Annotated in this window: 7 protein-coding genes; 5 read left to right on the top strand and 2 right to left on the bottom strand. The window is 35.2% G+C overall.

Features of this window, described 5'->3' with window-relative positions; genetic code table 11:
* Nucleotides 1–770 precede the first annotated feature (770 nt).
* Entirely contained in the window at nucleotides 771–1,607 is an 837-nt protein-coding gene (locus D5R40_RS07555; RefSeq protein ID WP_124144086.1) for a Tab2/Atab2 family RNA-binding protein, read from the bottom strand.
* A gap of 93 nt (nucleotides 1,608–1,700) precedes the next feature.
* Between D5R40_RS07555 and D5R40_RS07550 the strand changes: the two genes are divergently transcribed.
* The 5 genes from D5R40_RS07550 to D5R40_RS07530 all read left to right on the top strand — a co-directional run bounded on the left by D5R40_RS07550 (nucleotide 1,701) and on the right by D5R40_RS07530 (nucleotide 8,104).
* On the top strand, nucleotides 1,701–2,966 hold the full coding sequence (locus D5R40_RS07550; protein WP_124144085.1) for a valine--pyruvate transaminase: 1,266 nt from the start codon (nucleotides 1,701–1,703) through the stop codon (nucleotides 2,964–2,966).
* 1,251 nt (nucleotides 2,967–4,217) lie between these two features.
* Nucleotides 4,218–4,697: a C40 family peptidase gene (locus D5R40_RS07545; protein ID WP_124144084.1), complete on the top strand. Its 480-nt coding sequence runs from the start codon at nucleotides 4,218–4,220 to the stop codon at nucleotides 4,695–4,697.
* A gap of 213 nt (nucleotides 4,698–4,910) precedes the next feature.
* The gene (locus D5R40_RS07540) at nucleotides 4,911–5,501 is read left to right on the top strand and encodes a class I SAM-dependent methyltransferase (RefSeq protein WP_161564950.1); all 591 of its coding nucleotides are present in this window, start codon (nucleotides 4,911–4,913) and stop codon (nucleotides 5,499–5,501) included.
* A 675-nt stretch (nucleotides 5,502–6,176) separates the two neighbouring features.
* Nucleotides 6,177–6,752, top strand: a complete 576-nt coding sequence (locus tag D5R40_RS07535) for a hypothetical protein (protein WP_124144082.1) — start codon at nucleotides 6,177–6,179, stop codon at nucleotides 6,750–6,752.
* Nucleotides 6,753–6,862: 110 nt separating this feature from the next.
* Nucleotides 6,863–8,104, top strand: a complete 1,242-nt coding sequence (locus D5R40_RS07530; protein WP_240038858.1) for a polysaccharide deacetylase family protein — start codon at nucleotides 6,863–6,865, stop codon at nucleotides 8,102–8,104.
* Nucleotides 8,105–8,241: 137 nt separating this feature from the next.
* Here D5R40_RS07530 and D5R40_RS07525 read toward each other — a convergent pair whose 3' ends face one another.
* Nucleotides 8,242–14,010 carry an AAA family ATPase gene (locus D5R40_RS07525; RefSeq protein ID WP_205127616.1) on the bottom strand — a complete coding sequence of 1,923 codons (5,769 nt, stop codon included), beginning with the start codon at nucleotides 14,008–14,010 and terminating at the stop codon, nucleotides 8,242–8,244.
* Nucleotides 14,011–14,017 lie beyond the last annotated feature (7 nt).

The raw sequence follows: 14,017 nt of genomic DNA, 5'->3' as shown, positions 1-14,017 counted from the left end.
TAGCGGAGCTTGGCGCTAGCTAATACCATTTGCCCCTACATATGGCGTTTTCAAGGTTAATTTGCGTAAGTCCTGTCTATTTATTAAGGAGTAGGCAGTAGTAGGAAAGTTGCATGCAACGTCCCTACAGAGTAGGTAGACAGGATTTGTTAAATTAATTTTTTTTACTGTAATATCATGTCTAATTAGGGTTTGCTGAAAAAAGCTTTTTTGTAGGGGTAGAAGACAGGAGACAGGAGACAGGAGAAATGGGAATGAGCGAGGAGGTAGGAGTAACAATTGTAAGAATGATTTTTCTGCTCAACTATGCGCCTAAAATACTAGCTTTTTGAGCCAAATCAACTGAAACAGGTGTACTGCAATTCGAGCCTCACAGAACTCAAAGCTTTATATATCAATACTTTTATAATTAATCAGCAAGCCCTAATTAGTGATGAAAAAATTTTCTCCTCTTCTTCTTTCCTATTTTTCTTCCCTCCTGATATCAAATCCGGTGGGGTTGCACATAGAATCTGGTTATATAATATCTGTTTATACTTTTTTAAATTACTTCAATATTTAATCTTCCCTGCTCCCCCACTCCCCTACTCCCAAGTATATAATAACAACCGGATTTGATATGACTCCTGAGTGCTGACTCCTCTTTCATTATTTATAACTATTCAACCGAACAGAATAGACATCTCCAATAATCAAAAATAAAATCAATTATTTCACCCTACTCCCTACTCCCTACTCCCTACTCCCTACTCCCTCTTTTCCGCAGAGGTCTAATATAAAAGCCAAAATCCACTATAAGTCATCCCAGAATCATCTGGTTGTACTAACAGAAAATGCAACCCCTGACTATGTTGTTTTCTCTCTTCATAAACTTGAGCTGCTAATGACACTTCTTGGTCTGAAAAAGTAGCAACTACCCACCGATCTACTAATCCCGCTTCTAAAATTAACCCATCAGGATCGCCAGAAACATACTTTAAAAAGTATGGTTGCGCTGCTTCTAACCATTGAGCTAATCTCATAGACTGACGACCTCCATCTATAACAACCCCTGGTATAGGAAGTGTTGAAGACAATCCTAAATTTAAGGGTAAAAGAAATTCGGGTACTGCCACAATAGGAATTGGGCGCTCAATAATATCTTTAATATTACCCGCAGGTAATGTAGCAAATCTCCAGCGATCGCCCCAAAGATTTTCAGCTAATGGTACGGGTGGAGGAGAATCTAATTTTAAGGGATCGTAAGATTCCCCAGTATATGTTTCCATCCTCTGATATTGTTGCGCCCTATCTAGTAACCATTGTTTTAAAGCAGTAGTATGTCTAGTCGCTTCCACTTTTACCCCCAAAATTTGAGCTGCAGTTTCAATTAAACCCAAAGATTGAGGTCGAAATACTTGAATTGTACTTGGTAAATCCTGGCCTTGACCCACTTTTTGTAGTTGCTCCACTAGCCAATTGGCATTAACTTCTGACTGGGGACAAATAGCAGTAAATTCTAAGCTACGAGTGGGAGTACAAATTAATAATTCCCATAACTGTTGGCCTTGTTGATCCTTGAGTGGACGGCGATAATAATCTGCTTGCCAAATAGTTCTATTATTCATTTATTTTTGGAGTAAAGAAGGAAAATTGCCTGGTTGAATTACTCTTGGCTACAATTAAAAAATTGTCAATCTATTTATATTTGATTAGATGCTATGGTTAATCCTGCCCTGAGTGAATTTGGTGCAACTATGTCCCGCCTCACAGGTGTGCGGGCAATTATGGCAGATATTATTGCTACCCTACGAGCAGGCCAGGGTCAGGAGTTTCTCAACTTTAGTTCAGGAAATCCCCTGGTTTTGCCAGAAGTAGAAAAGTTGTGGCGGGATTGTACCACAAAATTATTGGCAAGTCCAGAATATGGGGAAGTTGTGGGGCGTTACGGTTCATCTCAGGGTTATCAACCGTTGATTGATGCAGTTATTAATGATTTTAACCGTCGCTATGGACTTAATTTAAGCGATCGCAATATTTTAATTACTCCTGGTTCTCAGTCTATATATTTCTATGCTGCTAATGCTTTTGGTGGATATACTAGCAGCCAAACTCTGAAAAAAATTGTTCTACCTCTGAGTCCAGATTATACAGGTTATGGGGGAGTGAGTTTAGTGCCAGATGCGGTGGTCGCTTATAAACCGACTCTGGAAATAGATGCTGAATCTCATCGCTTCAAATATTGTCCAGATTTTAGTCAGTTGGTCATTGATGAAAATACTGGCTGTGTCATTTTCTCACGCCCCTGTAATCCGACTGGTAATGTGATTAGTGCTGATGAGGTGAAGAAAATTGCAGATCGGGCCGCTGTTTATGATGTGCCAGTATTTGTGGATGCTGCTTATGCTCCTCCATATCCAGGATTAAATTTTGTGGAGATGGAGCCAATATTTGGGGACAATATCTGTCATTGTATGAGTTTATCGAAGGCTGGACTTCCTGGAGAAAGAATTGGTATTGCCATTGGGGACGAACGAATAATTGAGGTTTTGCAGGCTTTCCAGACTAATATGTGTATTCATTCTCCTCGTTATGGACAAGCGATCGCTACTTATGCAATTAATTCTGGGGCCTTGGCAGAAATTTCTACTGAAGTAATTCGGCCTTTTTACAAAAATAAGTTTTCAATTTTAGAATCAACTTTATCAAAAGCTTTACCAAAAAATTTGCCCTGGTTTCTCCATCGTTTTGAGGGAGCAATTTTTGCTTGGTTATGGTTGAAAGATTTACCGATGACTGACTGGGAGCTTTATCAAAAGTTGAAGGAGGTGGGGGTTATTGTGGTACCTGGGAGTTCTTTTTTCCCTGGTTTACGGGAAGAATGGCCTCATAAACAGGAGTGTATTCGGATTAGTTTAACTGCTTCTGATGAGGATATTCAAGAGGGAATGGAGCGTTTAGCTAAGATGGTGATTTCTATTTTTTAAAGCACGTCTACTAACCTTATTTAATATAGCTATTATCCAAGTTAGAGTTAACAATAATTTTGCAGTTGGAGAGATTATTTATAGTAGTCTGACTATTGTTGATAAGATTTACTTGGAAGTTTCTATAATGTAAGCATTCAGCTATCAGCTATTAGCTATTAATTCATTGCCTTTAGATCGTTGATTAATTGATAATTGATCATGGGTAATTGATAATTACCTCGGGTTTTAACCGTTACCGAATTGAATATAAGGAAATATCCTAGCACTTTTTTTTCCCTTAAAAGGAGAGGGTTCAAGGCGCGAATTATTTAATTATTAAGTAAGCATTCAGCGGTCAGCTATCAGCTATGAGTTATTCACTCATTATCTTGGAAGGAGGAATTAGTATTTAAGGAGTGAAATATGTTTGCGCAGCATTCCGCAGGAAATGAAATAGTCCTTTCAACTAACCTTGGTCATTACTTGATTATTTATTTCATTTCAAAAGCTGATAACTGAATGCTAATAGTTGAATGCTTAATTATTTTACTTGATTATTTATTTCAAAAGCTCAGGACTTACCTATAACCACCGTATATAGCAAACGGCCGTTTGCCCCTACAGATGGTGTATAATTTCGTATTTTGCGTAAGTCCTGAAGCTGATGGCTGAATGCTTACATTATTAATTATTAATTATTCGGTAATTAGTATTGAGAGATTTAAAGAGAATTAAAAGTATTGAAAAAAACTGCCCTCGAACGCGATAAGTCTATATTCATTCTATTTCCTAGTCCCTAAAATTATCAATATATGTACTTTCTCAAGTAGGAAACTTTTGTATAAGTTTGTTAAACACATTAAGCAAGTTGTCATAGTATAAACTTAAAAAAATACATACAGCAGTTTCCGAAGCTATGAGGTAGAGTTGTTTTGATTCTTTTGTGTTCCCTGTTCCCTATTCCTTGTTCCCTCTTAAGCAAGTTGTCATAGTATAAACTTAAAAAAATACATACAGCAATTTCCGAAGCTATGAGGTAGAGTTGTTTTGATTCTTTTGTGTTCCCTGTTCCCTATTCCTTGTTCCCTCTTAAGCAAGTTGTCATAGTATAAACTTAAAAAAATACATACAGCAATTTCCGAAGCTATGAGGTAGAGTTGTTTTGATTCTTTTGTGTTCCCTGTTCCCTATTCCTTGTTCCCTCAAACCTAAAATTTTGTACTTCATAAAAACGGTAAAAGCTTTATAAATAAAAGGAGTATAAAACGTATGAATTCCTCAATTTATAGTATTGCAATTGAATCCACTGCTGGAATTGCTAGACATTATTTTATTTCGTCTGACGGAACATTTGAAAATTCAATTGGATGGGGTCCTCTAGGAATTGAATATCAAGGAAAAGAGGCAGAATTAACAGTTGAACAAGAACAACGAGCTTGTGAATATTTACACAAATTTGGCAAGTACAATATTCATACTAATAATTGTGAAATGTTTGCTTGGTATGTGATTACTGGAAGACATTATTCTAGGCAAACTCAAGAAAAAATTCATACTGCAATTGGAGCTAAAATGGTTTCTCTTATACAACCTGTTTTGACAGCTAGAGAAATAGTTAATTATCAGTATGAACAAGCAATAGTTTGTAAATTTAATGAAGACCTGGAAAAAGCAAAACTTGCTCGCTTAAAATCAGAGCAAACTATGCGTGATGATTTTTGGAAAAAAAGAGATGCCAAGGAAAATTAGATTTGAGAATAAGTTAATTTCCTAAAGCTGATAGCTGACCGCTGAATGCTTAGATGCTAAGATAAATAAATATCCTACAGATAGAAAAAACACTATTTAAAAATGATAACTGTCAAATAAGCAAGAGAAAAAGCAATATCTTTTCTTAGTAACCAAGGACTTGAAAGAGAATTTATTGAAAATGCCTCAGTCAAACTTGATGATGCCGAAAAATTGATTAATATTAGCCGTCAAAAAAATCATCAAAAAATATTAGAAATTGGCACGTTTGTCGGAGTTTCCACTGCTGTATTAGGATTGTGTCTACCAGAGTCAAAAATTGTTTGTGTCGATGCCGATCTTCCTGTAGAACTTCTCAATCTTCTTTGCGTTAAACAATTTGAAATTAAAAATAAACAAACTCATTTATATTTTGTTGAAAAAGTGCTTAAACACTTTGAATTTTTGACAATATTTACCTTAAAACGAGGTTTTTTTTCTTGCGGTTTTCCCAACCAAGAAGATTTAGATAAAGTTGTAAATTATGGGATTAACCTTGAAGACAGAGAAATTATTGGTCGAGAAGTATGTGAAGAATATGGACCATTCGATCTAGCATTTCTGGATGCAGATCATAGAACGGAGGCGGTCAAACAAGACCTAACACTACTTTCTAGTTATATTAAACCAGAAGGAACAATAATTCTTCATGATGTTGGTTTAGATTATTGGGGACAACAAGTACGACAAGGTGTGGAATTGTTCTTAAAAGAACATCCTCAAAAAAAATTTAATGTTGAAGGTGAAATTGGCTTTATCTCTTAACGTTTTGTCAGCAACGAATGATTCTTAAAACTTACAGCAGTTTTGGAGTTGATGAGGTACAAAATTTTAGGACTTTAGGTAGGGAGTAGGGAAAAAAATATTCATCTTAAAACTGTACCTCACGCTTCCTAAAAAGTGCTGTAAAATTGGGTCAAAAATTCCAGATACCGAGTATCAAGCATTGTTTTAGTCAGATACTCGGTTGATTTTTTATATCTTAATCTTTCTCAATATCAAATTTTATAGCAATGAGCGCTGGTATCTTTACAAATCGCAGGAGGGGCTAAATAGCTAAAAGTCTTATATTATCGGCAATTTACTCCCCCAGATGAGCTGTTGCCTGTTGCCTGTTGCCTGCGCACAGCGCTATAGAAGCTACATATAGCAAAGAACGAGTTGGTATTTGACTTATGCTAGTGTTTTTCCTAATATTTCCTATTCCCTTATTACAACTTTCAATAAATCATTTTTATTTGTAACTCAAATAAAGTCATAATCAGAAATGGTCAATCTTAGTCATCGATACAAACCGAAAATTCCCTTGCTCAAAGTGAAGTTCTAAAGAAAATGAAAACTTTCCTGATCAAAGCAAAGTTCTCAAGAATAAGCTATAAGTAATAATACAATGAGGGGTATAGCCCCTCGCTGCGATGACAAATTTATCAAGGATGTCCAATGCTAAAGACTTTTCCCATTGATACAACGCGAAATATCAATCCTCTCAGCAATAACTTCAGAGTCAACAATTTCAACAGATATACCGTAGCCATTCCTGACGATGAAATGACTGAATCAGAATTCTTACAACTCTCAACAATGCCTAGTTGTATTAGCCTTGACCTAGAAAATTTAAAATCCTTTGAAGTAGTAGACCATCAGTTTAAAAATTGGGGCCTAACTTTCTCTAATGCAATTGCGATTGAACCATCAAACCCTGCTTTTGCAGTGCCTCCAGGCGTCAAAGTCTTAATGGGAGCGCCAAAAAGTGGCCTAATAGAAATTCACTTTAAATCTCCAGTCAAGTTTGTCAGTGGAGTAGTCACCAGTTCTCGCCGAACAGTCTTATCAGCTTATAATCAAAATGAAGAACTTCTGGCCAAAGACGAAACCTCCGCCTCAAACTTACTTAACTCTAATTCACATATTTCCCCAAATGCTCAATTAACTGTGAATGCCCAGAACATTCACAAAGTTAGTTTCTACGCTTTTGAGGGTCAACTAATAGTTGTTGATTTGAAGTTTGGCTTCTGAAACTCCCCAAAAGTTCCATCGAGCTTCAAGATTTGAGAACTTGTCCTAACTTTTCTTAAAAGTGCTATGATTGACTAGTATCCTGGCTAAAGTGCAGGAAATTTTATATAGTGTCAAATCCCAATCCTCTGTCCATATTTGTCCCCTGGTTACATTTTCACCAACCTCCGATTTGGAATAATGGTCAACTACAGGGCAACTTAGAAAAAATGCTTGGCAGTGAAGAAAACTCTGAAGAGCATTGGAATGCTCAATGGTTTGCTCAAGCATACAAAAATCCTGCCCGTTATGCGAAACAACTCATACAAGAAGGTCATCAACCCCGGATGATGGTAGATTACTCTGGAGTATTGCTCGAAGAAATGGCCAAACTTTCTACCAATGGCATTTTTTCTCATCTTCACGTTGATAATGAACCAGTAGGAGATGTGATTAGTCTCTGGCGAGAAGTTCTCACAGAATATTCAGACACAATAGAATTTACTGGTAGTGCATATAGTCATTGCTATTTTCCGGCCACTCCTGAACGAGACCACGAAGCTCAAATTATGGAATGGCGACGAGTCTTTGCCGATTTATTTGGGACAGAGGCACTATCGCGGATAAGAGGGTTTTGGTTGCCAGAGATGGGTATGACAGGAGACCCTGCTGAAGCATTAAAATTTGTGCGTCTGTTGAAGAAGTGCGGTTATGAATGGATTATTTTACCTAATGCAGCGTTGGAACATCCTGAAGGTTGGAGTACGCCAGAGTTAGAAAATCGAGTGCATTGGTTGGTGGTAGAGTCAGGTGGTGAGTCGGAACGTATTCTCTGTGTGGTTAGGGATACGGATATGGGTATTCGACAGCAAAGTGGTCAAAATGCTGATGGTTGTATTAGTGATGTCCGATATCGTGGGCAAGAAGTGGGAATGAAATCGCCTGCTTTGGTAGTGCCGACTTCTGATGGGGAAAATGGTAATGTGATGATGTTTGAATATTTTAAGAATTCTTTTGCTCCTCTATTTCGGGAGAGCGATCGCTGGTCTGATGTAGGTTTTCTGACTGTAAGTCAATATATCGATACATATTTATCAGAGGGTTCAGTGACAGAGGTAAGACTTAAGTCAACCGGGGGTTCGTGGATCGGCGGTCATCAGCAATGGCAAGAGGGAGACCTTAGACAACAGGTATTGGCAGCAGTTGAAAAGTTGAGTCAAGATTATGCCAAGGTTGTAGAGTCTGGTAAGGGGTCTGCTGAAAAAACTAGAGCGTTATTGTTATGTGAAACCAGTTGTTTTGTTTATTGGGGTTCTGATTTTTGGGCAGAGCAGGCAAAGTTATTTATTGAGTGGGCAAGAGCAATGTTATAGAACCTGCTTGAGATATTTTTAATTTAAAAAGACAGAGCGAAGTTTGGGTAAGTTTAGTAGAACGGAGACCAGAATAGAATATTTCACAATTACTCCTGACTTCTGAGAACTGACTTCTGAGGACTAACTCCTGACTATTAGCTCAACTCAAGCAGATTTTTTTCAGTCCAACTGTGATTAAATATTAATTCATAAATGCGGTTATGAATTTTCAGCAAATCATTTTGCTTAATTACCAGTCCTGATAAACATAATTCTTTTTCTTCTGGAATGTTTGTTCTCATTATCTCTTTTTGCTCTAATAATTGTTGATAAATTTCGAGCATTTGTCTTCTATTTTTACTATGAAAAATACGATCGCGTATTGTTTTTAAATGTTCTGGTTCATCTTGACTTTCCCAATTTTTCAGGATTTTTTCTTGTACTAAGTTTTCTATCCACTTAGCTTCACCATTGACTGGAATTGGTATTTCTGAATTACGAATTAATTGACATAGTTTTTGAGTTAAAAAAGGTTGTCCTCCAGTCCAGTTTAATATTTCTTGCAGCATGGTTTGAGGATTACTAACTTTTTCTGTTATTCCATATAATAAAGGTTGTGCTTCATGTTTTTTGAAGCTTTCTAGTTCAATTGTTTGACCAATGTTAAAAGGGGTTCTTCTCATATCAGTCATTAATTCTGAAGGAGTTGCTACCCCAAAAAAAGCAAAGGCGAGATTCTGGTATATAGATTCTGGATGAATCATTCGTTTATTGTAGCAAGAGCGTATCAGGGCAAAAAAGTCATTTACTGGAAATTTCAAGCTTAAAATTGTATCAACTTCATCAAGAAAAATGAAGACTTTTTTGATAGATTCATCGTTCTCATTATTCAGTTCTACTAATAAAATATCTTCAATAAATTGACTTAATCTTTGTACTGGAGAAATATCTAATCTGTCATTCCACCAAGTTTTTAATTTGATTAAATTAAATTTTTTCATTAAACGAAAACTGCGCAATAGATCCACTGCTAATCCTTTATACCATTGTTCTACGGTGACGTTTTCATTACCAATTTGAGTTAAATCTATTGCTGCACAATGATGTCCTTCATGGTTGAGATGGTGGATCATTCTGACCATCAGACTAGATTTTCCCATTTGTCGGGCATTTAAAATATAACAAAAATCTCCTTGTTTTAAGGCTTGGTAGAGGATGCGATCGGCTTGCCGGACTACATAAGTAGGGGAATTATTGGGCAAACTTCCACCTACTTTATAATTAAAATCAGAGGTTGGTTTGCCAGTTTTTAGTAGTTCATTTTCAAAGATTAGTTCTGCTTGAGTTGCTTTGAGAACGTCTAAGGTTTGAGATAGTTCTTTTGTGCGTTCTTCTACTCTTTGTTCTAGGGTTTGATAAAGTCGGGAATTGTCGATAGAAATTGCTGCTTGAGCAGATAAAATGTTTAATAGTTCGACTCTTTCTGAGGTGAATGTATCTGTGGTTAAATTATTTTCTAAATAAACTATTCCGCTTAATTGACCTTGATTAATTAAGGGAGTACAGAGAATTGATTTACTTTTTGTGGCGATTATATAAGGGTCATTAATAAATTGTCCTTCGTGAGCTGCGTCGTTGAGAACAATATTTTCTTTGGTGCGAATTACATAGTTAATAATGGTGGTTGGTAATATGGGAATTGATGTTTGGGGGTCTATAGACTCGATGGGAATAGATTGTAAAATTGTTACTTCATCGCTGTTGATTTTTCCTTGAGCTTCTATAACCCAATTTCCTTGATGGTAGAGAATTAAAAATCCTGTTTGTGCTCCAGCATTTTCGATGGTAATTTTCATTAAATTGTGCAGGAGATTTTCCAGCTTAATTTCACCATAAATTGCTTGAGATGCTTTCATTACTGTGGTTAAGTCGAGAATTTCTCCATGATTACCGGAGGTAGAAATAGTTGTACTAATACCTTTTGATTTATTTTTATTTGCTACTCCTAATAAATATTGGGGATATTCCTCTTCTAATTGTTTGACTTTAGCTTTTGCTCCCCAACGGATGTAACAATGATGGGCATTTCTGAGGTAAAATTGACCTATTTCTTGTCTGTAAAGGGCAAGATAAAATTCTGCTGCTCGTTCGTAAGCTAAAGCTTCTTCGTGAATAAATTCATATTTTTTTGCTCCTTGAATGGCGCGATCGTACAGTTGTTGCGCTTGTAAAGTTTGTCCTAATACTCGTGCTTTTTCTGCTTCTACTAAATCGTATTTGTGCTGGAAGTTTTCTGAGCAATTTCCAGTCCACATTTTCATGCTTTCCTGATTTTTTTCTACTTGTTTGAGTAATTGTTTCTGTTTAATTGGATCTGAATTATGGTAATTAGCTAGGAAAGTAAGAGATGAATAGAAATTCTGCTGAGGTGCAGGCAAGTATTTGGAACAAGCATCAATATTTTTTTGAGCTTTGATTAGATAATTAAGGGCTTTATCGTATTGTTTGAAAAAGTAAAGTAGAAATATTTTTGCAAAATAAGCTATAAATAACAACCATGTATTTTTATTTTCACTCCAGTCATCTAAATACGATTCTTCTATTGATAAAGAATCACCAATAACAATAAAATCTTTTTGCTCATTAATTAAATTGTTTACTATTTGATTACAGATATGTTGAAAATTAATACAGTATTCTATTTGAAGTTTCTGAATCAAAGGAAAATATTCTTCATCTTTTTTCAAAATATTTTCTAAACTATATCCTCCAAATAAATTGATAAGATGATAACTAATGAAACAGTAAAAAGCAAAAAGATAATCTCCTACATCTATGCCTTTTTGAAAGCCATATAAGCATTTTTTATGGACTTCAATATTTCTCAAATATTCTTTCCAATGCCATGCACAGCCATAATACATATGGATTACCAGAGCATCTAGTGAGGGCATATAATACTTATCTTGCAACTTTAGAGACAGCTGTCCAAACTGATATGCTAAGTTAGTATCGTTAGTGGGAAGAAAACTGTAAAAAATATAGCTAGCAGCTGCTTGAGAAGGATTACCATATTCAATACAGAGATTAATTTGCTTGAATATACACCAATTTACTAGAGGTGAATTGGTAGTAGCTATAGAAGGTACTATCTTTTGTAAAATTAGTATCGCCGAAGTTTTATAAGGATTTGTAAGTTTTGGAAGATGAATTAAATCCTTAATCTGTTTATTGTTTAACAGACATTCTAAATGCTTAGATTCTTGATTGGTTCTTTTTATGATTTCATCACCATCTTGAGGCACATCAATGTCAATTTTGGGTAATGCCAATGCCTTACAAAAATTTTCTATTGCTTTTTGTTGCTTCAGTTCAGCAAAATAAGATAAACTCTTAATCTCATATATCTTTACTTTATCTAAAGTCTCGTAATTTTTACTTAGCAAAATCTCAGAGCAATCTTGAACTCTTAGATAATTAGCTGTTAAATAAAGAAGTTCTAATAATTCTAGATGAATTTCAAATATTAATGAACTTTGGTAATTCCATTGGTGAAAATCTAAAAGTTTTACCCCTGTTTCTAAATACTTTAATGCTATTTGATAAGCAGTCGATGCTTTAGCTTTTTTTCCAGCTTGAAAATTTAATTTAGCTAACTCATCTTTTTCTAATTGCTCATAAATTAAGTCTAAACCTTCGTTAAGTTGATTAACAATATCAAAAATATTATTCTGTAATTCATCTTCTTGAATATTTTTTAGTAGCAAACGACCTACTTGTAGATGAACCTGCTTTTTTTCTGCTTCTGGTATCAAATAATAAGCAGCTTGTTGTACTCGGTCATGTAAAAATTTGTAGGAAATATATGTAGAATGTTGAGATGAGATGTCTGAGCTATTTGATAATTCTTCTGAACTCCAAAGCAAAGGAACTTTATAATTATTGTCTAGAGGAATTATTAAACTTTCATCTAGAGCTGACTGTATTTCTTTAGCTGTGACTGTTTGAGATTTATTATTAACGATCGCCAGAATTTCTAAATTAAAATTATTGCCGATACAAGCAGCTAATTTAAGAACTTGTTGAGTTTTTTCATCCAATTTTTCAATTTTATTTACCATCAATTCAACTACATTATCGGTAATCGATACACTTTCAATTTCTTCTATATCCCATTGCCAGTAACTAGGAGATTGAGCTGGTTTAAATGCTAAGAAACTTTCTTGATATAAATAATTAAGCAGTTGAGTGATAAAAAATGGATTGCCTCCTGTTTTTTTGGCAACTAATTCCGCTAAAGGTTTGGTGATTTCTGTGGAGCAATTTAGAGTTTCAGCGGTTAATTGATTAATATGATGAATTTTTAATGGTTCGAGGGTAATCTCCGATACTGCTACTTGTGCAGTCTGAATTTTCTCTAAAGTGTTGACTAGGGGATGAGTAGAATTAACTTCATTATCTCGATATGCTCCAATTAACAGAAAATATTGGTTGTCAGGATCTACAATTAGTTGCTCAATTAAGTTCAGAGATGGTAAATCTGCCCATTGTAAATCGTCAATAAAGATTACTAAAGGATGTTCTTTTTGACAAAAGACACTCAGAAATCTTTGAAAGAATAAATTAAATCTATTTTGATTTTCGCTAGCTCCTAATTGTTCTACTGCTGGTTGTTGAGCGATGATTTTTTCTAGCTCAGGAATTACATCAATAATAATTTGACCGTTATTTCCTAGAGCTTCTAGGATTTGATTTTTCCAATTTTGTAGGGTAGTTTCTGGTTCACTTAGTAGTTTACGGATTAATTCTTGAAATGCTTGAGAAATTGCTGAATAAGGAATATCTCTCTGGAGTTGGTCAAATTTTCCACTAATAAATTTTCCTCGTTTTTTTGTAATGGGTTTGTGAATTTCATTGACTAATGCTGATTTGCCTATTCCTGAATAACCAGAAATTAGAATCATTCCTGTGGTTCCCAGACTAACTTGCTCGAATACTGTTAACAGTTGCTCGACTTCTTGTTCTCTACCATAGAGTTTTTGAGGAATCTGAAATTTATCACAAATATCTTGAGTTGCTAAAGGAAAGTCTGAAATTTCTCCTAAAGTTTTTAATTGCTCTAGACAGGTTTGTAGGTCTGCTTTGATTCCCTGAGTACTTTGATATCTTTCTTCTGGGGTTTTTGCTAATAGTTTGTTGATGATGTTAGAGATAGAATTAGGAATATCGGGAATTAGTTGATGTAGTGGTAATGGTTGTTGGGCAATATGACAATGAACTAACTCCATGAGGTCAGTTGTTTCAAAAGGTAGTTTATTGGTTAAAAGTTCATAGAAAGTTACCCCGAGAGAATAAAAGTCGCTACGATAATCTATACCTCGGTTCATTCTACCTGTTTGTTCTGGGGCGATATATGCTAAGGTTCCTTCTAGTTGCTTGGGGGGAACGACTGTGAGAAATTCTTGGGATAAACGGGTAGATATGCCAAAGTCAATGATTTTTAGTTGTTCTGTTTGGGGGTTATAGACAATATTTGAGGGGTTAATGTCTTTGTGGATAATATTAGACTTATGAATTGCTGCTAGACTTTCTGTTGTTTTGATGGCGATGGTTAGAAAGTTTTCTAAGTTTAATTGAGATTGGGATAGTAATGATTTTAGAGATTGACCGCCGAAGTCTTCTAGAAGTATTACTAAACTATTTTCATATCTTTGTAAGTCGTAAGCTTTAATAATACTATCTGCATTTAAAGAACGAGTAATTTTATATTCTTGTTTGTAACGGGTGAGTTCAGAAGCAGTAGGGTAGTTTTCTTTCAGGATTTTCAGAATAATAGATTGATTATCTGGCTTTAGGGTGGCTCTATAAACTAAGGAGTTAGAACTTTCATAGATTTTTTTGATGATTTCATAGTCTTTCATCATATTTTAT

The sequence above is a fragment of the Okeania hirsuta genome (assembly GCF_003838195.1).
GTDB classification, from domain to species: domain Bacteria; phylum Cyanobacteriota; class Cyanobacteriia; order Cyanobacteriales; family Microcoleaceae; genus Okeania; species Okeania hirsuta.
The sequence above is the reverse complement of the archived record's forward strand: the minus strand, read 5'-3'. Positions and strand labels throughout refer to the sequence as shown.